The 23,794-nt window shown below is 29.5% G+C and carries 25 protein-coding genes; 16 read left to right on the top strand and 9 right to left on the bottom strand.

The window, feature by feature from the left end; translation table 11 throughout:
* Positions 1–3: 3 nt before the first annotated feature.
* The 3 genes from Q0V67_RS01935 to Q0V67_RS01925 all read right to left on the bottom strand — a co-directional run bounded on the left by Q0V67_RS01935 (position 4) and on the right by Q0V67_RS01925 (position 5,939).
* A complete protein-coding gene (locus tag Q0V67_RS01935; protein ID WP_297596503.1) occupies positions 4–1,464 on the bottom strand; it encodes a basic amino acid/polyamine antiporter in 1,461 nt (486 codons plus the stop codon).
* A 111-nt stretch (positions 1,465–1,575) separates the two neighbouring features.
* A complete protein-coding gene (gene recJ, locus Q0V67_RS01930; RefSeq protein WP_297596500.1) occupies positions 1,576–4,095 on the bottom strand; it encodes a single-stranded-DNA-specific exonuclease RecJ in 2,520 nt (839 codons plus the stop codon).
* A 14-nt stretch (positions 4,096–4,109) separates the two neighbouring features.
* Entirely contained in the window at positions 4,110–5,939 is a 1,830-nt protein-coding gene (locus tag Q0V67_RS01925) for a transglycosylase SLT domain-containing protein (RefSeq protein ID WP_297596498.1), read from the bottom strand.
* A 143-nt stretch (positions 5,940–6,082) separates the two neighbouring features.
* On the opposite strand from Q0V67_RS01925, the gene mutL reads away from it, so the two are divergent.
* The 8 genes from mutL to Q0V67_RS01885 all read left to right on the top strand — a co-directional run bounded on the left by mutL (position 6,083) and on the right by Q0V67_RS01885 (position 13,263).
* Complete coding sequence (mutL, locus tag Q0V67_RS01920) at positions 6,083–7,975, top strand: DNA mismatch repair endonuclease MutL (RefSeq protein ID WP_297596496.1); 1,893 nt, start codon at positions 6,083–6,085, stop codon at positions 7,973–7,975.
* A complete protein-coding gene (gene rlmH, locus Q0V67_RS01915; protein ID WP_297596494.1) occupies positions 7,972–8,439 on the top strand; it encodes a 23S rRNA (pseudouridine(1915)-N(3))-methyltransferase RlmH in 468 nt (155 codons plus the stop codon). The genes mutL and rlmH overlap by 4 nt, the downstream gene beginning before the upstream one ends.
* A gap of 40 nt (positions 8,440–8,479) precedes the next feature.
* The gene (locus Q0V67_RS01910; RefSeq protein WP_297596492.1) at positions 8,480–8,818 is read left to right on the top strand and encodes a hypothetical protein; all 339 of its coding nucleotides are present in this window, start codon (positions 8,480–8,482) and stop codon (positions 8,816–8,818) included.
* Positions 8,818–9,186: a DUF1934 family protein gene (locus Q0V67_RS01905; protein ID WP_297596490.1), complete on the top strand. Its 369-nt coding sequence runs from the start codon at positions 8,818–8,820 to the stop codon at positions 9,184–9,186. Before Q0V67_RS01910 ends, Q0V67_RS01905 begins: the two co-directional genes overlap by 1 nt.
* Before the next feature lie 52 nt (positions 9,187–9,238).
* Positions 9,239–10,660: a tetratricopeptide repeat protein gene (locus Q0V67_RS01900; RefSeq protein WP_297596488.1), complete on the top strand. Its 1,422-nt coding sequence runs from the start codon at positions 9,239–9,241 to the stop codon at positions 10,658–10,660.
* Positions 10,661–10,682: 22 nt separating this feature from the next.
* A complete protein-coding gene (lysS, locus tag Q0V67_RS01895; RefSeq protein WP_297596487.1) occupies positions 10,683–12,161 on the top strand; it encodes a lysine--tRNA ligase in 1,479 nt (492 codons plus the stop codon).
* A 68-nt stretch (positions 12,162–12,229) separates the two neighbouring features.
* The gene (locus Q0V67_RS01890) at positions 12,230–12,571 is read left to right on the top strand and encodes a CidA/LrgA family protein (protein ID WP_297596486.1); all 342 of its coding nucleotides are present in this window, start codon (positions 12,230–12,232) and stop codon (positions 12,569–12,571) included.
* Positions 12,571–13,263: an LrgB family protein gene (locus Q0V67_RS01885; RefSeq protein WP_297596485.1), complete on the top strand. Its 693-nt coding sequence runs from the start codon at positions 12,571–12,573 to the stop codon at positions 13,261–13,263. Before Q0V67_RS01890 ends, Q0V67_RS01885 begins: the two co-directional genes overlap by 1 nt.
* 313 nt (positions 13,264–13,576) lie before the next feature.
* On the opposite strand, the gene Q0V67_RS01880 is transcribed toward Q0V67_RS01885, so the two are convergent.
* From Q0V67_RS01880 to Q0V67_RS01860, 5 genes are all read right to left on the bottom strand, one after another.
* Positions 13,577–13,819: a hypothetical protein gene (locus Q0V67_RS01880; protein WP_297596524.1), complete on the bottom strand. Its 243-nt coding sequence runs from the start codon at positions 13,817–13,819 to the stop codon at positions 13,577–13,579.
* 72 nt (positions 13,820–13,891) lie between these two features.
* Positions 13,892–14,227, bottom strand: coding sequence for an STAS-like domain-containing protein (locus tag Q0V67_RS01875; protein WP_297596484.1), 336 nt, complete (start codon positions 14,225–14,227; stop codon positions 13,892–13,894).
* Positions 14,228–14,237: 10 nt separating this feature from the next.
* On the bottom strand, positions 14,238–14,732 hold the full coding sequence (locus tag Q0V67_RS01870; RefSeq protein WP_297596483.1) for a toxin-antitoxin system YwqK family antitoxin: 495 nt from the start codon (positions 14,730–14,732) through the stop codon (positions 14,238–14,240).
* Between the two features lie 5 nt (positions 14,733–14,737).
* Positions 14,738–15,154 (bottom strand): SoxR reducing system RseC family protein, encoded by a 417-nt coding sequence (locus tag Q0V67_RS01865; RefSeq protein ID WP_297596481.1) that lies wholly within the window; start codon positions 15,152–15,154, stop codon positions 14,738–14,740.
* 107 nt (positions 15,155–15,261) lie between these two features.
* Positions 15,262–15,474 (bottom strand): hypothetical protein, encoded by a 213-nt coding sequence (locus Q0V67_RS01860; RefSeq protein WP_297596480.1) that lies wholly within the window; start codon positions 15,472–15,474, stop codon positions 15,262–15,264.
* A 167-nt stretch (positions 15,475–15,641) separates the two neighbouring features.
* Here Q0V67_RS01860 and Q0V67_RS01855 point away from each other — a divergent pair, with 167 nt between their 5' ends.
* From Q0V67_RS01855 to Q0V67_RS01820, 8 genes are read left to right on the top strand one after another with little or no spacing between them, the layout of a single operon-like run.
* Entirely contained in the window at positions 15,642–16,433 is a 792-nt protein-coding gene (locus tag Q0V67_RS01855; protein WP_297596479.1) for a TIGR00282 family metallophosphoesterase, read from the top strand.
* Between the two features lie 14 nt (positions 16,434–16,447).
* The gene (gene prmA / locus Q0V67_RS01850) at positions 16,448–17,377 is read left to right on the top strand and encodes a 50S ribosomal protein L11 methyltransferase (protein WP_297596478.1); all 930 of its coding nucleotides are present in this window, start codon (positions 16,448–16,450) and stop codon (positions 17,375–17,377) included.
* A 12-nt stretch (positions 17,378–17,389) separates the two neighbouring features.
* A complete protein-coding gene (gene cmk / locus Q0V67_RS01845; RefSeq protein ID WP_297596477.1) occupies positions 17,390–18,052 on the top strand; it encodes a (d)CMP kinase in 663 nt (220 codons plus the stop codon).
* Between the two features lie 3 nt (positions 18,053–18,055).
* Complete coding sequence (locus Q0V67_RS01840; protein WP_297596476.1) at positions 18,056–19,282, top strand: 3-deoxy-D-manno-octulosonic acid transferase; 1,227 nt, start codon at positions 18,056–18,058, stop codon at positions 19,280–19,282.
* Positions 19,282–19,983: a tRNA (guanosine(46)-N7)-methyltransferase TrmB gene (trmB, locus tag Q0V67_RS01835; RefSeq protein ID WP_297596474.1), complete on the top strand. Its 702-nt coding sequence runs from the start codon at positions 19,282–19,284 to the stop codon at positions 19,981–19,983. The genes Q0V67_RS01840 and trmB overlap by 1 nt, the downstream gene beginning before the upstream one ends.
* A 17-nt stretch (positions 19,984–20,000) precedes the next feature.
* Entirely contained in the window at positions 20,001–21,281 is a 1,281-nt protein-coding gene (locus Q0V67_RS01830) for an adenylosuccinate synthase (RefSeq protein ID WP_297596472.1), read from the top strand.
* A gap of 54 nt (positions 21,282–21,335) precedes the next feature.
* Positions 21,336–22,367, top strand: coding sequence for an asparaginase (locus Q0V67_RS01825; RefSeq protein WP_297596470.1), 1,032 nt, complete (start codon positions 21,336–21,338; stop codon positions 22,365–22,367).
* Positions 22,368–22,375: 8 nt separating this feature from the next.
* Positions 22,376–22,582 (top strand): hypothetical protein, encoded by a 207-nt coding sequence (locus Q0V67_RS01820; protein WP_297596468.1) that lies wholly within the window; start codon positions 22,376–22,378, stop codon positions 22,580–22,582.
* A 43-nt stretch (positions 22,583–22,625) separates the two neighbouring features.
* On the opposite strand, the gene tgt is transcribed toward Q0V67_RS01820, so the two are convergent.
* Positions 22,626–23,792, bottom strand: coding sequence for a tRNA guanosine(34) transglycosylase Tgt (gene tgt, locus Q0V67_RS01815; RefSeq protein WP_297596466.1), 1,167 nt, complete (start codon positions 23,790–23,792; stop codon positions 22,626–22,628).
* Positions 23,793–23,794: the final 2 nt, after the last annotated feature.

Below are 23,794 nucleotides of genomic sequence, written 5' to 3'. Positions count from 1 at the left end.
AACTTATCCTAACAACTCTTTATAGTTTGCCACTGTATAAAAAACACCTACTACTCCAACAAATAAAATTATTCCTGCAAATATTTTTTCTCCACATGTAAATATTGGCTCACCATCATTAGATTCTAATCTTGCTTTTCTAAACACAGGAATACCTAATGCATATATTATTCCCGCTACTAAAAAATAATTTAATCCAGCTGCATAAACTAACCATCCTGCATATATACTTCCTAACGCACCTGTCAACAGGGCTGTTTCTCTTTTTATTGGAGTCCCTGTTGGATAGTCCCCATCTTTTTTTGACATCTTCCAAAGATACAATGTACATACAAAGTAACACGGTAAAATCATAACTCCTGTTATGCTCAACATCAAATTCCAAGCATTATCAGAAAAATAAACAACAATCATACATATTTGCATCAAAATAGATGATACCAATAATGAATATGAAGGTGACTCATTCTTATTTTCTGCAGCATAAGCTTTTGGAAATGTTCCGGCTTTAGCAGCTTCATATGGTAATGATGCCAACATTACTGTCCATACTAACCAAGAGCTTAACAAAGCTATAATTACACCTAGATTCATAATCCAATTCCCTGAATCTCCTATTATATGAGCTAAAATTGGTCCAGTCGATGGAGGTGCCATACTTGATATATTCCCTTGAGATAATATCCCTAAAGGTAAAAGAGACAATAGAGCATACATTATCAAGCATCCCAAAAACCCTATAACTGTTGCTTTTCCAACATCTTTTTGTGATCTTGCCCTACTTGAAATTACAACTGCTCCCTCTATTCCTATAAATACCCATAAAGTAACTAGCATTGTACTTTTTACTTGTGGAAAAACACCACCTAAATCTTTATCCAAAAGACTTGGTATAACTTTTTCTCCCCAAAAATTGGTTGTAAATACAGAAAAGTCAAACTTAAATATCAACACAACTATAAATAATACTAACGGAATTAATTTCCCTACAACACCGATATTATTAATGAATGTAGCTTGTTTTACTCCCGCCATAACAGCAAAATACATAATCCAAATTACTATCGAACCACATATTATTGACAACAAATTATTTCCACCTTCAAAATATGGATTAAAAAAATAATTGAATGAATCCATCAGTAGTATTGCATATCCTACATTTGCAAAAATATTACATATCCAGTATCCCCACGCAACCTGAAATCCCAAAAATTTACCAAAACCTAATTCTCCATATCCATAAATTCCTGATGTTACTTCTGGTCTAACATTGGACAATATACTAAATGTTTTTGCTAAAAACCACATTCCAATCCCTGTGATTACCCATGCAATTATAACTGCTCCTGCTGAAGCATCTTGTGCCATATTTTGTGGCAAATTATAGACACCCCCTCCTATCATTGCACTAATTACTAATCCTGCAAGGGTTATAACTCCCAATTTTTTATCATCTTGCATTCTACACTCCTCCTTAACCCTATTTAAATAAAAAATAAAAACAGGGAAATATTTCTTCTCCCTGTTCTTCAAAATTTATTTTACTTTTCCTACAAGTTGTATCTTTTTTTTTTAAAATATAACTTTTATATCCTCGGTTGCAAATATTTTTTCTCCTCTATTCACACCTTCTATTATTTTTAATTTATCACTATCCGATATTTTCTTACTATATATTTTTTTATAATTAGAAAGCTCTTGTTCTCGAACAATTTCAATATTTTCTGGTATTTTATAAACATCTTCTATATTTATATACCCGTCTTTGTAATGCTCCCCATCAGTTATAACTAAGTTATAACTGTTTACTTCATCATCAAAATTACTCCCCATATATATATAAAAATCATATCCTTGTACCCATACATTTTTATCATTTACTACCAAAATATTTTTTCCTAAAGCTCTATGAAATAATTCAATTGTCTTTATTATTGTTTTTAATCCTCTATCTTTCCCTATTTTTACAATAGTTTGTTTTTTATCTTTAAATATACTTTTCAAAACTTTTTTTTGCACTGTATTGTATTCTAAATTCCCAATCAAGAATTTTTTTATCTCTCTAAATATAGCTCCTGCCTCTATAGAGAACGTTTTAAAAGTTTCGTCTTTATAAATCAAAAGATGAACATTATAATTTTCATCTTTTTTTACAACTTTATCAATTTCTAATCTAAAGTTTATTCCATAGTCATCTCTCAATCTTTTCAATATTAACTTCGTTTGATTATCTAAAAATCCAGCAGTATTTCTTCCTATATTTACTAAGATATCTCCACTCACAAAACTTAAATTTAACTTTTCGTTTTCTACATCTCTACGCGTATAAAAAACAGATTTTATAGGATACTTCAAGTCATACAAGTCTTGATTCTCTTTAAATTTATTTTCATTTTCTCCAGCAGGTTTTACATCATCAATAAAAATTTTATATTGATACTTGTCCTTATAGACTTCCATTTTCAATTTAAAAGCCACATCTAACTCTTCGTAATTTAAAATTTCTTGTAACATATCGCTACTATTAAACCAAACACAATTTTTTATCTCTACACCATTTTTTATCAAATCCATCATCAAATGGTTTTTTTCTTTTCCAATAGCTCTAAAATTTGAATATTTACACTTTTTTAAAGTAAACATAGGAGATGGATTTCCAAATCCATATGGTTCTAAAAGAGAAAGTTTATCCATCAAATCGTATGATATCTTTACCAACGACAGTTCGCAATCAATTTTTATAGGCTTTTCTTTATCTTCATCACTCAGGTTAAATTTTGCATATTCATTTATCCTCTTTGAAAATTCTGCTATTTTTTCTATCTCTATTGAAAACCCAGCAGCTCCCGCATGTCCACCATATTTTATAAAAATATCTTTCATTGTATTTAAGGCCTCTATCATATTAAAAGCTTCAGTACTTCTACAAGAAGCGGTTGCTATCCCTTCTTTTGATTTTATCTCCATAATTATTGTAGGTTTATAAAATTTATCTAAAATTTTAGATGCTACTATTCCTATTACTCCATGATGAAACCCCTCTTCTGCAACAACAATAACCGCTTCTTCATCCAATTTTTCTTTTTCTATTTTTTCAATAACTCTTTGTAATATTTTTTCTTGTATCTCTTTTCTCTCACTATTTTTCATTATCAAATCATATATTAAGTTATCACACACTATATGTGAATCACTGACAAATAGTTCTACTGCCATTTTGGCATCCTCTAGCCTCCCAGCAGCATTAAATATGGGTGCTATTATAAAACCAACATCATACGTATCAAATTTTTTATCCATAGGATTTTCATATAATTTTTTCATAAGCATATTTAATCCTAGCCGCTTACTACTTTTTAATAGTTCCAAACCTCTTTTCACCAACAGCCTGTTTTCCCCTTTTAAAGGCACTATATCTGCAATTGTTCCTATAGCTACTATATCCAAATATTTATAAATTTCCGTTTTCCTATCCATTTTTTTATATAGTGCCAACAATAACATAAATGCAGTTCCTACACCTGCAAAATATTTGTAACTATTTTTATTATCCTTTCTTTTAGGATTTATAATTGCAAACGCTGGAGGCAATTCATTATTTATCTCATGATGATCTGTTATTATTAAATCCATCCCTAAAGAGTTTCCATATTCCACTTCTAAAGTTGATGATATTCCACAGTCTACAGTTATTATTAGATCTCCACCACTATCACGTATATATTTTAAAGCTTCTTTATTCAAACCATACCCTTCATCTCTTAATGGTATGTAGTATTTTACATCTATTCCTATCTCTTGCAAAGCCAAATAGCAAAGAGATGTCGAAGTTATTCCATCTACATCATAATCACCATAAATCCAAACGCTTTGATTTTTGCTTTTAGCCATAAGTATCCTATCCACAGCTCTATCTACATCTGAAAATTCACTTGGATTCATGAGGTTTTCTAATGTTCCATTTATAAAAAAATCAATTTCTTCACGCTCAGTAACGCCTCTATTATACAATATTTGCACTATATCTTTATCCAATTCTATACCGTTTGGTACGAAATCTTCTGACTTATAAACCCATCTAGTATTTCTCATTTTTTCTCCTTTTTTTAATTGTATATTGCGCTATAAAAAGCATATGTATAGACAATCTCCTCTATCTCTTTTTGTAATTTATCATCACCGACTGTTTCCAACTTCAAATCCCCATCTAACTCAAAATTTAAACTTTTCAATACAGTTTCACCATATAGATAATCTATAAGTGTTTTTAAAATCATAGCATTATTTTTTTCATAACTTTGTTTTAACAATTTTGTTCCAAGCTCTATATTTTCCTGTGGATCAAAATATTTTTCTTTTTCTAGTATACCTTCTAAAGGAATTCCCATAAGTCCAATTCTATCAAACTTATCGTTATTTTTATCAAATCCACTTTCTATGTACATAACTGTATAAATTAAAGATTGAGGAATTAAATTTTTCTTTCTAGCACTCTCAACTTCATTCCAATAATATTTTGGGTAAATATTATGTAGTAAATTTCGATATCTATACATATCTCTTTTATATTTTTTAGATTTTTCAAAGGCCTCTTTATAGAAACTACTTTTTGCGAAACTATCAATAACTGTTATTTTATCTCTTACAGTATCTATATCTAAATCAAAGTTTTTGCTTCTAGTTGCTAAATCTAATAATTCTGAATTTCCCAATTCTCCTATTTGTGTCAATGCACTTTTTAAAATTTTTTCTTTAAATGTTTCTTCCAAGTTGAAATTTTCCAAAGAATCAATATAATTTCTTACCGCATAGTTACTTGTAAAAAATATGCTATAATTTGCCATATCCCACGGTTGTTGGTTATTATTTAACAACTTTGTATATATCATATAATATAGACCCAATTTAGGATTTTCAGGATATTTACTTCTAAAATCTTCATAAAACTTTAAAAATTTACTCCTATTTTCTAATTTCACATAAACATCTAGCATCAATTCATCTATTTTTTCATTTTTAGAAATTATCTTTTCTAAAATATTTTTAACTTTTTTATACTCCTCCAATTTAAAATAAATTCTAGCTGTTCTATACATAGCTCTGTCTTGATAATCTGTTTGGTTTAAAAGATTATAATTATATAGAGCTCTTGAATAATCTTTTGCTTGTTCGTATGCAACAGCCCTTATAAAAATTAATTTCATATCTGTCTTATCTTGTGTAAATTCTATAATTTTTTTATTTTCATTCAACTTTAATAATGTTTCCAAGTATCTTATTTCAATATCTCTTTTTTTATCTGAAATATTATACAACTTTTCCAAAATAATTTTAGTTTTTTTATACTCTTTTTTTTCAAAGAAATATTTACTCAGCCCCTCTAATTCAGAAGAATTAAGTTTGTCAATAACTGAAAAATCACCTTTATATTTCATCCTATATATGAACTCATATTTAGGATTTTTTATTCTTAAAAGATTCAAAGCTTTTATTTCATACGGTGTTAATTTGGGATCATAATAATCCGTTACTAATCGCTCTAAAAACTCGTTACTTTTTTTATGATTGTTCAATTTTAAATATATTTCTCCCACATAATAGTCACGTCTATACTGAAAAAAATTAGTTTTTTTCGTTTTTTGTTTAACAAATTCTTCCGGAACATACACGGCTCTACTAAAGTACAATATTGCTTCCTCATATTTTCCTAAATCCATATAATTTTTAGCTATGTAATACTTAGCGTAATTACTCGTCAATGGATAGGAATCTTTATAATTCCTCTCGTATATCTTATAAAAAAATTCACTTTCTTTAAAGTCTTTTTTTTCATTAGCTTTTAAAGCTTTATCAAAAAAAAGGTAATCATCTATATTGTATGAAAAGCTTTGTATAAATAGTATTCCCATGAAAAATAACATAATCAAATATCTCACTTTCCCCCTCCATTTTCATTAATAATTTCATTATATCATATTAATTTTTACTATAAAATTTATATTTTATAAAAAAATAGTTGAAATTATTTGAAATCTGTATAATAATAAATAATGTTATAATTTCTTATGGAGGTGACATTTTGGGCATTATTAAAATTTTAGATGAATCTCTTTCTAATATGATTGCAGCTGGTGAAGTTGTTGAGAACCCTGCTAGCTTGGTTAAAGAACTTTTAGAAAACTCATTAGATGCGGGTAGTAAATACATTAAGGTTGATATCAAAGATGGTGGAAAAAATCTAAAGTTTATAGATGATGGAAAGGGAATGTCTCGTGAGGATTTACTTCTTTGTATCGAAAGACATGCCACAAGTAAGATTTCATCCAAAGATGATCTTTTCAATTTATATACTTATGGATTTAGAGGAGAGGCACTTTCATCTATCTCTGCTGTTTCAAAAATGGTTATATCCACTAAACGAAGCATGGATGCCAACGGTCATTCTATAAATATTTCCGCGGGAAAGATAACAACCCTTAAAGAAATTACTAAAAGTAACGGAACTGAAATATCTATAAAAGATCTGTTCTTTAATACTCCCGCCAGATTAAAATTTTTAAGAAAAGATTCTACTGAAAATATCCGTATAAAAGAGATTGTTTTACAAGAGGCTCTTGCTAATCCTACAGTTTCTATCGTTCTTACTATAGATGGAAAAGAATCCATTAGAACTAGTGGCAATGGTCTTGAGAATACTATTTTAGAAATTTTCGGAGTATCAGTATTAAAAAATCTAAAGAAAGTAGATTTTGGATATATCGGCAATCTATCTTTAACTCGTTCTACTAAGGACTCAATTTTTATTTTTGTCAATGGTCGGCCTGTGAAAGCTAAAATTATAGAAGAGGCCATTATAGATAGTTTTTATACAAAATTGATGAAAGGCAAATACCCTTTTGCTATTATTGATTTCAAGGTTGATCCTAAAACTATCGATGTCAATGTTCATCCTTCAAAAAAGATTATCAAATTTTCTGATGAAAGGCAAATTTACCAGGATGTTTACGATGAGATTGTGAACGTTTTGAATGACGATAAAAATTTTACTACAGGCATTATTGAGGTTAAAAAAAATTCTATGAACTTCAATAATTTCGAGGTAAAAGAAAAGAAAAATCTTGAATTTTTTAAAATAAATGATATAAAGATAGATGAGGAATTTATTGTTAATAAAAATCTGAACTCTATCAAGCCAAATAAAAAAGAACAAAGTTCTTTAGAAAATGATATTCAAGCTAATCCCGTTAAAATTAATTCATTTAATTTTGATACTGAAATCAAGCCAGTAAATAATATATCTAATAAAACTGAATTGATTTTAAAAACAACTCAGTTCACTCCAGATGTTGAGGAGCAAAATAAAATTAAACCAGCCGGAAATGTCGAGGCTGAAAAAAAATGTGCTTCTACGCATTTCAAAATTATTGGTCAGTTTTCAGATACATTTATCCTTGTTGAGGAGAATAAAGAATTAATTATCTATGATCAGCACATTGTTCATGAGAGGATTTTATATGAAAAACTTAAAAAACAATATACTTATCATAAAATATCTTCCCAGCATCTTTTAGTTCCGATTAAAGTTACACTTTCTTTAAAAGAAAGTGAGCTTTTCAAAGAAAAAAGTAGTTACTTTGAAAATTTTGGATTTGAGATAGATCAATTCAATGAAAATGATTTCTTAATTAGGTCTGTACCTAATTTCCCCACAAAAGATTCCTTTGAAAACATTTTTTTCGAAGTTCTAAATGGTTTGAAAAAAGTCAAATCTAAAAATGAAGTTATTGAAAATATGATTATTTCCATGTCTTGTAGAGGTGCTATAAAAGCAAATGAAAAATTATCTATCTATGAAATGGAAAAATTAATAAAAGAGTTACACGAAATTGGAGAGTTTACATGTCCTCACGGCAGACCTATAACTTTCAAAGTTAGTTTAATGGACATGGAGAAAGGATTTAAAAGAAAATGAATATAAATATAATCTGTGTAGGTAAAATAAAAGAGAAATATATTAATGATGGAATTCAAGAGTTCGCTAAAAGACTTCAAGCATTTGGAAAACTTAAAATAATTGAATTGAAAGAGGATGGAAATGATAACAATAGAACTATTTCCATTGAGAAAGAGTCTAAAGCTATATTAGAAACTTTAGAAAAAAACAAAGGATTTAAGGTTCTTCTAGACATTCAAGGAAAGAATTTTTCTTCGGAAGAGATGGCAATTCAAATTGAAAAAATTGGTGTTAATGGTGATAGCACAATTAACTTTATTATTGGAGGTTCTTATGGTACCTCTGACACAATCCGAAAAATAGTTGATTTAAAACTCAGTTTTTCAAAAATGACTTTTCCTCATCAGTTGATGAGACTCATCTTAATAGAACAAGTTTATAGATGGTTTAGTATCATAAAAAATACTAAATATCACAAATAGCATTTAATTTAAATTTTTATAAAGTATTTAGGAGGAAACAATGTATTCACAAGGAGAAACTTTTTATCACACTTTCGATGACGAGGAGTTTGAATTAACAGTCTTAGAAAACCTTATTATTAGGGACAAGGAATACCTTATTACTGAGGATTTCGATGGAATTAATTACATTTTTTTATATGATGAAGATGATGATGATCTTCAATTTGTAGATGATTCTAATGAGGTTAATGCTGTTCTAGACTTTTGGAAAGATCAATATTTAGGCTCTGATGATATTGGCGATTGGGATGATGATGAGTACTATGATCGTGAAGATTCATACGATAAAGATGATTATTACGACATGGACTACGACGATGAAAAGGACTACTATTAATGGCTAGAATAATAATAAATAGCCTCGATTCTTTTGGAGATAATATCTCACAAAAGATGATTGCCAAAAAAGAAGTTGTTGGTGACACAACTATTTTTACTTACGATAATAAATATGGACAAGGTGAAATCAGGATATCTCCTTTACTCACTGAGATTTTTAAATTTGGAGAGGTCCAAAGTAAACTTATTATCAAACCAGAATCTAAAACAAATTTTTTATATAATACTTCTTTTTTTACAAAAAACTTTGATGTTTTTTGTAAAAAATATTTTTATTCTGAAAATAAGTTGACAATTACCTATATTATATATGATAATAATGTTGAGATAAATCAATTAGAAATTGAAATAATTGAAGTACAATAAAAGTTATAATAGAGCAATCTCTTTGCTCTATTTTTTATTAAAGGAGGGATCAATGAAAAAAATATTTGTAATTTCTGCTACAACTTTACTTTTATTTAGTTGTTCTAATCTTGATATGCAACTTCCTGAAAAAAACAAAGTCGTTGTACCTAGTGTTAAGAATCCAGTTTTACAGCAAACCGATTTTTATTTAAATGAATCTGGTGTTACTTATCTCTATGATTTAATCCAAAGAGATTTAACTACTAATTCTATCAGAGAATATCTTCCATCGCAGATTTCCTCTACATTGGAAACCTACGCTGGCGAAACTCTTATAATTAATAATATCAATGCAGACAGAGTTAAAATTATCTCATCACCTGTTAAGACTGACTACACTTTTGCTATAAATGGAAATAGTTTGAAATTTAACAGTTTATATCAAGGTGAATATATTGCTGAAATTTATAAGGGTTTTACATATATAGGAACTATAAAGATTAAAAATAAGTTGAAATATGATTTTACTGAGAAAGATAATTATGATATAATTTTAAACAGCTACAATAATAAGAATTTAGATTTATTAGTAAAAAGTGCCCATTTATACTCTATTGCTTTTCCTAGAAATAGTAAGCAAAAAGACATAGCTTTTATGGTCTTAGATTTAGGAGCAATAAATGATAATAAACTTTTGATTAATAAAGAAATAAGATATTTAAAAGATAACTTCTCACTTAATGAAAATGAGAAAATAAAACTTCTTACTTTAGAAGAAAATTCTAGGGACGGTGTTTTCATTATTAATAATTACTATTTAGATTATAACCGTAATAATTTAAAACTTAATACCGAAATAATGAGAATTATTCAAAGAAAAAATAGCTCAACACTGGACGAACTGCAATTTTTAGAGAAATTCTATAGTGATTCACAAGAGTCTCAACTTGCAGCTTTAATAGGAAATCTATACAAACTAAATGGCGATTCTGACAAAGGAAATTACTATTTAAGTTTAAGTGGTGGAGATTTTGAGTTAACTAACTCTTTAATCCCTACTAACTCAAATGGGAGTTTACCTTTTAATACTTTATCCCAAATTTCTAAAGAAAATCAGATTAAACAAGATCCTAGTGAAATACTTACTTCTTCTGATCCATCTAAAGATATCACAAGTGGTATTGATGCACTTAACCGTAAAAGCTATAACGAAGCCTTGATATTCTTTAACAAAGCTGAAAGCAATTCGAAAACATATTTTTATCGTGGAAAAACATATTTTTCGATGAATAACTATGATAAAGCGCTTTTAGATTTTGAGAAAATAGATAATCCAGAGGAAAATACTTCTGAACTTTATTATTATTTAGGTGTTATTTATCATAAAAAAGGTAATTTAGAAAAGGCTAAAGAATATTTAAGAAAGTCTAGAGAAAATAACCCAAGTAGTACCTGGGGAAGAAAAAGTAGCATATATTTATTGAAACTATAAATTTTAAAAAGGGAGAAAAACTATGGAAAAATACTTTGACAGAGTTGGAAAAGAACGTCTTGTTATGGAGCAATGGGAAAAAGTAAAAGAACTTGAAGAGCTTGGGGTGTATCCTTTTGGAAAGAGATACGATAAAGCTTTCATGGTTGGAGATCTTTTATCAGCTTCTCCTGAGTCTGAAACAGTATTTAAAACTGCTGGAAGAATTATGGGATTTAGAGAGCAAGGTAAAGCTGTCTTTGCTCATATCGAAGATCAATCTGGTAGAATACAAGTTTACATAAGACAAGATCAAATCGGTGAGGAGCTTTACACTGTAGTTAAAAAACTTGGTGCAGGAGATATCATCGGTGTGGAAGGAAAACTATTCGTAACACAAAAGGGTGAATTAACATTAAGAGTTTCTTATGTTGAACTACTTTCAAAAAATGTTAGAGCTCTTCCTGAGAAATTCCATGGTCTTACTGATGTGGAAACTAGATACAGAAAAAGATATCTTGACCTTATCATGAATAGAGAGGTTAAAGACACTTTTATTAAAAGAGTTAAAATTATAAATGGTGTTAGAGAGTTCTTAAACAAAAAGGGCTTTTTAGAAGTTGAAACTCCTATGATGCACCCTATAGTTGGTGGAGCTGCTGCTAAGCCTTTCATCACTCATCATAACGCTTTAGATATGGAGTTATATTTAAGAATCGCACCTGAGCTTTACTTAAAAAGATTAATTATCGGTGGATTCGATAAAGTTTATGAAATTAATAGAAACTTTAGAAACGAAGGAATGTCAACAAGACACAATCCTGAATTCACTATGATGGAGTTATACCAAGCTTATGCAGATTATAACGATATGATGGATTTAACTGAAAACCTATTCCAATATCTTGCTACAGAGGTTTTAGGAACAACTAAAATTGAGTATAATAACAAAGAGATTGACTTAGGAAAGTTCCATAGAATACATATGGTTGATATGATCAAAGATATCACTGGAGCAGATTTTTGGCAAGAGTTAACTGTTGAAGAAGCTAAAGCTTTAGCTAAAGTTCACCATGTTCAAATTGCAGATCACATGACTACTATCGGTCATATTATAAATGAATTCTTTGAACAAAAATGTGAAGAGCATATTGTTCAACCTACATTTATTTATGGACATCCTGTTGAAATATCTCCTCTTGCTAAAAGAAATTCTGAAAATCCAAGATTTACAGATAGATTTGAGTTATTCATCGATGCTAGAGAATATGCAAACGCATTCTCTGAATTAAATGATCCTGCTGATCAAAGAGGAAGATTTGAAGCTCAAGTTGAAGAAGCTCTTTTAGGAAATGATGAAGCTACTGCTGTTATTGATGACGATTACATCGAGGCTTTAGAATATGCTTTACCTCCTACTGGTGGTTTAGGTATTGGTATCGACAGAGCGATCATGCTTTTAACTGGCGCTCCATCTATCAGAGACGTAATCCTTTTCCCACAAATGAAAAGAAAAGACTAACTAATTTACAGAGGTGTTCACTGAACACCTCTTTTAATATTTTTAACACAACTATCGGAGGTTTTATTTTGTTATATGAATTTCTTATAATTTTATCTGTTAATTACTTTGGTGTTATTTTAGAGAAAGTTTTTCACCTTCCAACCCCTGGAACTGTTAATGGACTTATCATTCTCTTTCTCTTATTGTGCTTTAAAATAGTTAAACTAGACTCTATAAAGAATGTTGGCGAGTTTTTTATAGCTAATATGATTATTACCTTTATTCCACCCAGTGTTAAGCTTTTAGATGTTATTGATTTATTGAAAGTAGATTTTTTTAAATTAATTTTTCTTTTAGTATTAACTACTCTTATTACCATGGTAATAACAGCTTTATTCGTTGATTTTATGATGAGGGGGAAAAAATAATGAAAGAACTATTTTTTGACAATGCTTTTTTTGGAATATTTATAAGCTTATTAGCTTTTAAAATAGGGAAAGATCTTTTCAACAAATTTAAGCTTCCCATTTTAAATCCTATTTTTATTGCAATTATTATTATTTTTATATTTATGGAAGGATTCAATATCCCAACTTCTTATTATAACAAAGGTGGAGATATCTTAGGATTTTTCATTGCTCCCGCAACTGTTTGTTTAGCTATACCCCTATATAAAGAATTAAATACATTAAAAAAACATTATAAAGTTATTTTTTTAGGTTCTATTGTTGGCTCTATAACAGCCATCTTATCTGTTGTTCTACTCGGAGAGTTACTGGGAATTAAAGATGTCATCTTACTCTCTTTTGTTCCTAAATCCATTACGACTCCAATCGGCATTGAGGTTAGTAAGATTCTTGGTGGTATTCCTTCTATAACAGTTTTCGCTATTATGGTCACTGGGATTACAGGTAATATTTTCGCACCTATGATGCTAAAATTATTTAAGATTGAAAGCTCTATCGCCAAAGGTCTAGGTATAGGTATATCTAGCCATGCTGTTGGTACGAGTAAAGCTATTGAAATGGGAGAAATTGAGGGGGCTATGAGTGCACTTTCAATTGTAATTGCAGGAATAATTACGATATTTATAGCACCACTTATTGTTTCTTTTCTATAAAAAAATCGAAGTACTTGAATGTACTTCGATTTTTTTATTTATCGACAAATAAAAAACCCTCCTGGGGGGGAGGGTTTTTTCATAACACGGGGGAGTGTTAAAAAATAAAAAAGATTAAAATAGATTTTTGGGGGGTATATAGATCTATTCAATCAAATTCGGTCTCAACATTAGTATATAATAAGAACACTATTATGTCAAGTTTTTTTTTGGTACATTTTCCTTTTTTGTTCTGTTCCGTTTTTTACCGCGAAAACGCAACAATGTTTACAAAAAGGAAGGAGTGGATAATATCCACTCCTTCCTTTTTGTATTATACTAATTCTTTTTTTATCATAGCAAAGGCATATTGGTGGGCATCTACAGTTGCATTAGCATATGCAAACTTCGTTTCCCCTTCAAATAATCCATTAAGTAATATTTGCTGTTGCTCCTCTATATTAGTAGTCAACGCCTCTATTGTTAATCTACCCTCTTTATATTCTTCTAATAATGCATAATACACTGCATCAAAAGTACTATCATAAATCTCATTTTGTATTTCTTCAAAAAACATGTGATTGCACCCCTTTATTATATAATTTCTTTTATGCCCTATGTTAACATTTTTTAGTAATTTTGTCAACAATTATCCTATATAGGCTATTTCAAAATTACTGTGAACTCCGAGGTACTTTTCTTTTAAACTCTTATAATTTTTCTTCAAATATAATAACTGATTAAAAAAATTTTCAGATGCATTTTTTATCATTAATTTATTATTTAATTCTTTCCCATATTCATTCCACAAATTAGTAAATAGTACAAATAAAAAAACTAGTGTAGTTACTTTTATCCCCGTAAAATCTAAAACAACTTCTTCCTCTTTTTTTAATACCTCTTTTAGTTTATCACAAAATATTTTTGCTTTATCTGGATTTACCAAAACAGAGCTATTGAAGTATTTATTCAGCTTTATTTTCATATGTTTCTCCTCACTGATTTGATTGATCAAAATGTTGTTGCTTATTATAATTCAGCTTCCCCGTAAGGGTTCCTTTTTCATTATAATAGTTCCAAATTCCTGTGGCTTGACCATTGTAAAAACTTCCTACTATATGAGGAGTTCCATTCTCATGGTATAATTTAAAAAGTCCATGATCCTTTCCTTTTAAATAATATGTTTGAAATATTCTATATCCTTCTTCATTATATAATATATACTTACCATTTAACTGTCCATTTTCCCAATTTTCAATTGATTTAATTTTTCCATTCAAATAAAAAGATAACCACTTCCCTTCTGCTATTCCATTTTTATAAAACTCCCTATCTTTTCTATATTTTACCATTCCTGTCAAAGGAGTAGTTAATCCTTTGACGAAAATTTTTCCATTTTTGTTTAAAATTTTAGAATAATCTACTTGTAATAACTCTGACAATGAAATTTTAAAAAGTATAAAAAAAATTATCCCTGCCTTTTTGAACATATTTATTACCTCTCCTTTTTTTCTAGCGCAATTATTTTTACTGATTTTTCCATTCTATTTTTTACAACTTTTTTATCATAAACAAAAATTCCTAAAAATGATAATACTAAAAATAAAAATGACATCCCTATATTTTGTCCCTCTGTAAATCCATTTTTATCTCCTAAAAAATACCCAATAAACATTGCTATTAATGGCAAAATATAAACTATTAACGCTGCTTTAAAAACTTGCTTATCCTCCATTTCAAATGTTACAATATCTCCTATTTCAATATCTTTTCTATCAGATATCAATGTAAAGTTATTTGTAATCTTTGCACTCTCATTACATTTATTACAATGAGAACATGCACTCTCTTTATACATTGAAATTGTTATTTTATTTCCTTTTTTATCTTTTACAATACCACTATTTTTCATTTTCACTCCTCATTAAAATGATTATAATGGAATTATAACATATTTCCATTAACTAAAAAATAAAATTGTAAAAAAAAAAGCAAAGGTTCAACCTCTGCTTGTAATTTCTATAATTTATCGTGAAGAGTTCCTCCAACAGCACATTTACAACCCATCCCAACCTCTACACATCTATTCGGATCTATATAAACTACATCCCAACCGTCATCTTCATCGTCTCCATAACCAACTTCACCGATAAACATAAGTTCAAATCCTTTTTCTTTTAATTCCTCTTCAGTTTTCTCAATTTTTTTTAAAAATTCTTCTCTAGTTAGCATAGCACTTCACTCCTAATCCTCTTTATATTGTTAACTTATAATATACCTTTTTAGTGTAAATGTCAACTTGAAATTAGTTTTTTTAATATTATTTTTTAAGTTTTAATTTTTAGTGAAAAATGTTATAATATTCACTGGTAATACAAATAATAGAAATGAGGTAAAGAATGAAAGTTTTAGTTATCGGTGACGTTGTTGGAAACCCTGGAAGACAAACTTTAAAGGCTTTTTTAGATAAAAATAAGTCTCAATATGATTTTATAATTGTTAACGGGGAAAACGCGGCTGCTGGATTTGGAATCACTGGAAAACTGTGCGATGAAATCTTAGATTGGGGTGCAGATGTTATTACAAGTGGTAACCATATCTGGGATAAAAAAGAAATTTATGACTACTTAGATAGATCAAATAAAGTCCTACGTCCATACAATTATCCTAAAGGGGTTCCGGGCACAGGATATACAATTTTAAAAGATAAAAAGGGTAATAAAATTGCAGTTATATCTCTTCAAGGAAGAGTTTTTATGCCACCTATAGACTGTCCATTTACTACTGTGAATAAACTGGTGGAAGAGATTAGAAAAGAATGTAAGCATATTATAATTGATTTTCATGCCGAAGCAACTTCAGAAAAATTAGCTCTAGCTAACTTTTTAGATGGAAAGGTTTCTGTTGTTTACGGCACACACACACATGTTCAAACAGCTGATAATAAAATTTTACTAGATGGAACAGGTTATATAAGTGATGTGGGAATGACTGGTTCAGACTCAGGCATAATTGGTATGAAAAAAGAGTCCATAATCCCTAAATTTTTAACTTCTCTCCCTCAAAAGTTTGATGTCGCTGAAGGAAAAGAAAGACTTAATGGTTTGGATATTGAGATTGATAATGAAACCGGTGAATGCATAAAAATAGATAGAATTAACCTTTCTCTTATAGAGTTAGGAATCTTTTAATTAGGTAGGTTATGATGAAAGTTATTGAAATAAAAGTTATATTTGATAGTGATAATATTGAAGAAACTCAGAAAGAGATTTCAGATATATTTTATAATTTTGGAGCAACTGGTTTAAAGCTAGATGAACCTTTAAAATTTAAAAATCCTTTAGATTTTTATAAAGATGAAAAGAAATTTTTAATGGTAGACCATGCTGTGTCAGCATATTTTCCAATGAATCCTTATTCTCAAAGAAGAAATGATATGATAAAAAATACTTTTGATGAAAGATTTAATGATAGAGATGATGTTATTTTTTCAATTGATTTTTATGAGTATGAAGAGGAAGATTATCAGAATAGTTGGAAAAAATACTTGTATCCTGAAAAAGTGAGTGATAGATTTGTAGTTAAGCCTACTTGGAGAGAATATGAAGCAACTGAAGGAGAATTAGTAATTGAACTTGATCCAGGAAGAGCTTTTGGAACTGGTTCTCATCCAACTACATCTCTTTGTCTAAAATTGATGGAAGATAATATTAAACAGGGTAATTCTGTTATTGATGTTGGAACTGGTTCAGGGATTCTTATGATTGCCGCTGAAAAACTTGGTGCTTCTGAAATATATGGAACTGATATTGATGAACTTGCTATTGATTCCACTAAAGAAAATTTAGTGTTAAACCATATATCAAACGATATCGCACAAGTTCACCTAGGCGACTTAATCTCTATTGTAAAGGATAAACACTTTGATGTTGTTGTTGCTAATATCTTAGCCGACGTTATTCTTTTACTTCTTAAAGATATTTTTAAAGTTGTTAAAAAAGATGGACTTATTATTTTTTCTGGTATAATCGATGAAAAGCTTCCAGAAATTGTAAAGCAAGTCGAAGAAAAAGGACTGGAAATACTTGAAATAAAAAGAGATAAAGAGTGGAGAGCTCTTCTTATTAAAGCGTAACGGAGGATTCTTATGAAAAATTATATAGTCGCCTTAGATGGCCCTGCTGGGAGTGGAAAAAGCACTATTGCTAAACTTATCGCTAAAGAGTTTGACCTTACATATTTAGACACTGGAGCTATGTATAGAATGGTTGCTCTTTATGTTCTTGAAAACTCTATAGATTACACCGATGAACTCTCTGTTGAAAATGTTTTAAATAATATTAATATGGATATAATTGGAGATGCCTTCTTTTTAAATGGCGAAGATGTTTCTTTAAAGATAAGAACTCCAGAAGTTACAAATATTGTTTCTCCTGTTTCTGCTGTAAAAGCTGTTAGAGTTAAACTCGTTGATCTTCAAAGAGAGATCAGTAAAGGGAAGAACGTTATTTTAGACGGAAGAGATATCGGTACTGTTGTTTTTCCAAATGCTGACTTAAAAGTTTTTTTAATCGCATCTGCTGAAGAAAGAGCTAAAAGAAGAGTAAATGACTACCTATCAAAAGGTATCAATGAAGATTTCAATACTGTTTTAAAAGGAATATTAGAAAGGGATCATATTGATTCCACTAGAAAAGAGAGTCCTTTAAAAAAAGCTGAAGATGCTATCGAGGTAGATACTAGTTTTTTAACTATTCAAGAAAGTTCTAAAGCTATCTCTGATTTAATAAAGGGAAATATCGGAGGCTAATCAATGTTTTATAATTTGCTACGAGCATTTATATATCCATTTTTATTTATTTCTTTAATCTTTATGCCTAAGAAATTTATTTTTGTTTTTAAAAGGTTCTTTCAAAATTTTTCTTGTTTAAAAAGGGGAGAAAAATATATTTGGATTCACTGCTCATCTGTTGGTGAAATAAATCTTTCTGACGCTTTAATTAAAAGAATAAAAGCAACCTATAGAGAAAACATATTGATTACTGTTTTCACTGATACCGGTTTTGAAGTGGCACAGAATAAATATTCAAAAGATTCGCAGATAACTGTACTTAGATTTCCTTTGGATGATATCTTTATTATTAAAAAAATACTAACTATTATTGATGTCTCTTATCTTGTGCTCATAGAAACTGAAATTTGGCCAAACCTTATATCTCAAGTTTCTAAAAAAGGAAAAGTTCTTCTTGTCAATGGTAGAATTTCAAACAAAAGTTATCCACGATACAAAAAATTAACTTGGGTTTTAAAACCTCTGTTTAAAAATATATCTAATTTTTGTATGCAATCTCAAATTGATCAGGAACGAATTATCTCTTTAGGAGCTAAAAAAGAGAATGTTTTTATCACAGGAAATCTAAAATTTGATATCTCTTTCGAAGAATTTTCTAATTTAGAAAAAAACTCTTTAAAAAATCAAATTTTATTAAATAATCGTAAAGTTTTTGTTGCTGGAAGTACTCGTGAAGGTGAAGATCAAATAATTATTGATGTTTTTAAAAAATTAACTTCAACTCTATTAATTATTGTTCCACGTCATTTAGAGCGTGTGGCGGATATTGAAAACCTTGTACTTTCTTCTGAATTAACTTTTGAAAAGTTTTCTAATATTGAAAAAATCTCATTAAAAAATGAGGTGGATGTTATTATTGTAGATAAAATAGGAATCCTTAGAAAGTTATATTCGATCTGTGATATTGCTTTTGTCGGCGGGACCCTTGTAAACATTGGTGGTCATAGCCTACTAGAACCTCTTTTTTACGGGAAAACACCTATTTTTGGACCTTATCTACAAAATATAAAAGATATATCTAATGATATTTTGAACCTAAATTTAGGATATAAAATATCTGATGAATCTGAATTTTTAAATGCTATCAACTCTTTAGAAACTCATCCAGCTTCTAAAGATAAAATATATGAATTTTTTAAAAATAATAAAAATTCTGTTGAAAAAATTGTTAAACTTATGGAGGAATAATGAAAGAAAGATTAGAAGATACTCTTTGGAGACACTTCTTTGCAAATCCTAGAATTAACTACAACCCATATATGGTTAAATTAGTTGATTATCCTAATCACATTATTTATGATAGTGAAATTATGGATTCGTACAAAGGACAGTGGAACGAAAAAGCTTTTGGTAACAGTAATCCCGTTTATCTTGAGATAGGTTCTGGAAGTGGTAATTTTGCTATTGGAATGGCAGAAAAGTATCCTGAAAGAAACCATCTAGCTCTTGAAATTAGATTTAAAAGGCTTGTTTTATCCGCAAACAAAGCTATTAAAAGAGAATTAAACAATGTTGTTTTTCTTAGAAGACGTGGAGAGGATATCACTCAATTCATTGATAATAGTGAAATCGAAGGTCTTTACATCAATTTCCCTGATCCTTGGGAAGGAAATGAAAAGAATAGAATTCTTCAACCACAGCTTTTTGAACTTCTTGATGTTATAATGAAAATTGAGGGAACATTATTTTTTAAAACTGATCATGATCAGTACTATAGTGATGTTTTAGATTTCGCTAAAAATTTGGATAACTATGAAGTTATATATCATACTCATGATTTACATAATAGCCCAAAAGCTGCTGATAATATCAGAACTGAGTTTGAGGACCTATTTATTTGTAAACATAATAAAAATATCAATTACATTGAAATAAAAAAAATCAAATAATACATGGAGGTATTTAAATGGCAGGATATGTTGTAGTTGGAACTCAATGGGGAGACGAAGGAAAAGGAAAAATTATAGATGTACTTGGACATAGAGCTGACTATGTTGTTAGATTCCAAGGTGGAAATAATGCTGGACATACAGTTGTAGTAAACGGAGAAAAATTTATTCTTCATCTATTACCATCTGGAATGCTTCATGGACAAGGAAAATGTATAATCGGACCTGGTGTTGTTGTAGATCCTAAAGTTCTTTTACAAGAATTAGATACATTAGAAGCTAAAGGAGCTAAGGTTGATCACCTATTTATAAGTGATAGAGCACATCTTATTATGCCTTACCATATTCAATTAGATATTTTAAAAGAAGAGAGAAGTGGAGATAATAAAATTGGTACTACAAAAAGAGGTATCGGACCATGTTATTCTGATAAATTCTCTAGAGTTGGAATTAGAGCTGTTGAACTTTTAGATATGGAACTATTTGCTAAAAAATTAAAAATCAATTTAGAAGAAAAAAATGAGCTTTTCACAAAAATATACAATGCTCCTGTTATGATTTTTGAAGATATTTTTGAAGATTATAAAGGTTATGCTGAAAGATTAAAACATAGAATTATTGATGCTACTCCTGAAATTAATAAAGCTTTAGATGACGATAAGTTCGTTCTATTTGAAGGGGCTCAAGCTATGATGCTTGATATTAACTATGGAACATATCCATATGTTACTTCTTCATCTCCTACAAGTGGAGGAGTTACTACTGGAGCTGGAGTTTCACCTAGAAAAATTGATAAAATAATAGGAGTTATGAAAGCTTACACAACAAGAGTTGGAGAAGGTCCTTTTGTTACTGAATTAAACAACGAGTTAGGAGAAAAGATTAGACAAGTTGGTGGAGAGTTTGGTGCTACTACTGGAAGACCTAGAAGATGTGGTTGGTTAGATCTAGTTGTTGGTAAATATGCTGTAGATATCAATGGTTTAACTGATGTTGTTATAACTAAGATTGATGTTTTAAGTGGTTTAGATACTCTTCAAATTTGTACTGGATATGAAATTGATGGAAAAGTACATACTACTGTTCCTGCAGCTACTGAAAAATTAGCTTTCGCTACTCCTGTATATGAAGAGTTACCTGGTTGGACGGAAGATATCTCTCAAATGAAAAATTATGATGATTTACCTGAAAACTGTAAAAAATATCTTGCTAGAGTTGAAGAGTACTTAGGTTGCCAAATAACTGTTGTTTCAGTTGGTCCTGATAGAACTCAAAATATCTTCTTAAAAGATATCTAAAAAAACAAGAATCCCCTAGGTAACTAGGGGATTCATTTTACAAGGGGGTTTGTAATGCTTGAAAAAATATTAATCATAAATACTGGTGGAACAATTGGTATGGTCAATAGTGACGAAAATGATTTAAATAGTCCTTTAAGACCAGCCAAAAATTGGTTTGAAGTTGCTAAAAATCATCCTATTTTGGAAAGATTTCCTACAGATTATTGCCAAATACCAACTCTTATTGACTCTTCTGACATGAATCCTGATCTTTGGATTGAGGTTACAAAGATTATAGAGAAAAACTATTATACATATAGAGGGTTTGTTATTCTACACGGAACAGATACTATGGCTTTCACTGCATCTGCTCTTTCATTTATGTTAAAAAATTTGGATAAACCTGTTGTTATAACAGGCTCTCAAGTTCCTTTAATTACACCCAGAAGTGATGCTCTTCAAAATCTTATCACATCAATTCAAATAGCTGGAAATAGAATTTATGGGGTTAAAAATATTCCAGAAGTTACCATCTGCTTTAGAGATGAGCTTTTAAGAGGAAATCGTGCTAGAAAAATTGATGCAACAAATTATTTTGGATTTTCTTCTCCAAACTATAGAGCTCTTGGTGAAATTGGGTGTGAAATTAAAATTCACGATAAAAAAGTTTTAGATATGCCAAAAGATGAATTTTATGTGGATTCTACAATCAATAACAATGTTATCATTATAGAAATATTCCCTGGATTTAATCCTGTCTATATAAAAACAATTGTAGATGCTCATCCCGAGATAAAAGGAATTATTTTAAAAACATATGGAAATGGTAATGCTCCTACTTCTGAAGTTTTTTTAGATACTCTTAAAGATATCATGAGTAAGGACGTGGCCGTTATAAATGTTACTCAATGTGGCACTGGAGCTGTAAAAATGGGTTTATATGAGGCTAGTAGTGCTTTAAAAAGCTTAGGGGTAATCAGTGGTGGAGATATGACACCTGAAGCAGCTATAACTAAACTTATGTATCTCCTTGGCAAAAACTTATCTAAAGAGTGCATTAAAAAATATATGGAAAACTCTCTTTGTGGAGAAGTTTCTATTTAGGAGGATAGATGGAAAATAATCTTTGGAAAAACAATAAAAATGGAAAATTATACCAAGTTATAAATCACCATATTTTAAACTGTACAAATGAGCAAGATGGACAAAATATGTATCTTTACAAAGTTTTTTCTGACAAAATTTTAGATAAAAATGGAGAAGAGATGTTATTTGTTCGTTCAGAAGAAGAGTTTAAACTTAAATTTACTAAAATATAAAAAGTACCGCAGAAAGTTAAATTAATTTTCTGCGGTTATTTATTTATTTTTCAAACCTTTGTGGTTTTATCCATTCACTAGTTTTTCCCATTAAATAATTTTTTTCAAATTCAGATTTAAATTCTAGGAATCTTTGTTCTTTTATTGCTTTTCTTGAATCTTTCATAAGTTTTAGAAGAAAATATAGGTTATGGTATGTTGCAAGTCTACCACCTAAAATCTCCTGTGCTTTAAAGAGATGTCTTATATACCCTCTGCTGTAGTTTCTACATACATAACAGTCACATCCATCATCTAAAGGTCTAGAATCCTCTGCATAAGAAGCATTTTTTACAACAAGTCTTCCATACTTTGTAAATATAGTCCCATGTCTTCCTATTCTACTTGGTTGAACACAGTCCATCATATCTATACCAGATGCAACAGCTTCTAACATATCTAAAGGCTCTCCAACACCCATTAAATATCTTGGTTTATTCTCAGGTAACTTCTCAACTATGTAGTCAAGAATTCTATACATATCCTCTCTTGGTTCTCCTACAGCTAGTCCTCCAACTGCATATCCTGAAAAAGATTCATCCATTTCAAATAATTCAGCTAAACTTTTATCTCTTAATTCTTCATATACTCCACCTTGAACTATTGCAAATAATCCTTGTTCATCTGGTCTTTTATGAGCTTCAACACATCTTTTAGCCCATCTAGTAGTTCTTTCAATCGAAGGAATCAAGTATTCTTTTGATGACATTCCAGGTGGACACTCATCAAATAACATAACTATATCCGATCCTAAATTGTTTTGAATATTAATCGATTTTTCTGGTGATATAAAATGTTTTGACCCATCCAAGTGAGATCTAAAATAAACTCCCTCTTCTTTTATATTTCTTAAATCACCTAAACTAAATACTTGGAATCCACCACTATCAGTTAATATAGGTTTTTTCCAGTTCATGAATTTATGTAGTCCACCAAATTTACTAACAAGCTCATCCCCTGGTCTCAAATACAAATGATACGTATTCCCTAATATAATTTCTGACCCCATCTCTTCTAACTCTTCTGGAGTCATTCCTTTTACTGTTGCCTGAGTTCCAACAGGCATAAATACTGGTGTTTCAATTTCCCCATGCGGTGTTGTTATTTTTCCAATTCTAGCTTTTCCATTTGTTTCGTATAACTCATATGTTACAGGTAATTTTTTACTCATTT

The organism is uncultured Cetobacterium sp., assembly GCF_947072685.1.
In the GTDB taxonomy this organism is placed as follows: domain Bacteria; phylum Fusobacteriota; class Fusobacteriia; order Fusobacteriales; family Fusobacteriaceae; genus Cetobacterium_A.
This window is presented reverse-complemented; position numbering and strand designations above follow the sequence as displayed.

Coding starts and splice junctions, on each gene's coding strand:
- Q0V67_RS01860 (WP_297596480.1), bottom strand. CDS start 15,474: ATGCTAACTAGAGAAGAATTTTTAAAAAAAATTGAGAAAACTGAAGAG.
- lysS (WP_297596487.1), top strand. CDS start 10,683: ATGGAAAAATACTTTGACAGAGTTGGAAAAGAACGTCTTGTTATGGAG.
- Q0V67_RS01840 (WP_297596476.1), top strand. CDS start 18,056: ATGTTTTATAATTTGCTACGAGCATTTATATATCCATTTTTATTTATT.
- Q0V67_RS01905 (WP_297596490.1), top strand. CDS start 8,818: ATGGCTAGAATAATAATAAATAGCCTCGATTCTTTTGGAGATAATATC.
- Q0V67_RS01855 (WP_297596479.1), top strand. CDS start 15,642: ATGAAAGTTTTAGTTATCGGTGACGTTGTTGGAAACCCTGGAAGACAA.
- Q0V67_RS01910 (WP_297596492.1), top strand. CDS start 8,480: ATGTATTCACAAGGAGAAACTTTTTATCACACTTTCGATGACGAGGAG.
- recJ (WP_297596500.1), bottom strand. CDS start 4,095: ATGAGAAATACTAGATGGGTTTATAAGTCAGAAGATTTCGTACCAAAC.
- tgt (WP_297596466.1), bottom strand. CDS start 23,792: ATGAGTAAAAAATTACCTGTAACATATGAGTTATACGAAACAAATGGA.
- Q0V67_RS01935 (WP_297596503.1), bottom strand. CDS start 1,464: ATGCAAGATGATAAAAAATTGGGAGTTATAACCCTTGCAGGATTAGTA.
- trmB (WP_297596474.1), top strand. CDS start 19,282: ATGAAAGAAAGATTAGAAGATACTCTTTGGAGACACTTCTTTGCAAAT.
- Q0V67_RS01880 (WP_297596524.1), bottom strand. CDS start 13,819: ATGTTTTTTGAAGAAATACAAAATGAGATTTATGATAGTACTTTTGAT.
- Q0V67_RS01885 (WP_297596485.1), top strand. CDS start 12,571: ATGAAAGAACTATTTTTTGACAATGCTTTTTTTGGAATATTTATAAGC.
- Q0V67_RS01900 (WP_297596488.1), top strand. CDS start 9,239: ATGAAAAAAATATTTGTAATTTCTGCTACAACTTTACTTTTATTTAGT.
- prmA (WP_297596478.1), top strand. CDS start 16,448: ATGAAAGTTATTGAAATAAAAGTTATATTTGATAGTGATAATATTGAA.
- cmk (WP_297596477.1), top strand. CDS start 17,390: ATGAAAAATTATATAGTCGCCTTAGATGGCCCTGCTGGGAGTGGAAAA.
- rlmH (WP_297596494.1), top strand. CDS start 7,972: ATGAATATAAATATAATCTGTGTAGGTAAAATAAAAGAGAAATATATT.
- Q0V67_RS01870 (WP_297596483.1), bottom strand. CDS start 14,732: ATGTTCAAAAAGGCAGGGATAATTTTTTTTATACTTTTTAAAATTTCA.
- Q0V67_RS01820 (WP_297596468.1), top strand. CDS start 22,376: ATGGAAAATAATCTTTGGAAAAACAATAAAAATGGAAAATTATACCAA.
- Q0V67_RS01875 (WP_297596484.1), bottom strand. CDS start 14,227: ATGAAAATAAAGCTGAATAAATACTTCAATAGCTCTGTTTTGGTAAAT.
- Q0V67_RS01865 (WP_297596481.1), bottom strand. CDS start 15,154: ATGAAAAATAGTGGTATTGTAAAAGATAAAAAAGGAAATAAAATAACA.
- Q0V67_RS01825 (WP_297596470.1), top strand. CDS start 21,336: ATGCTTGAAAAAATATTAATCATAAATACTGGTGGAACAATTGGTATG.
- Q0V67_RS01830 (WP_297596472.1), top strand. CDS start 20,001: ATGGCAGGATATGTTGTAGTTGGAACTCAATGGGGAGACGAAGGAAAA.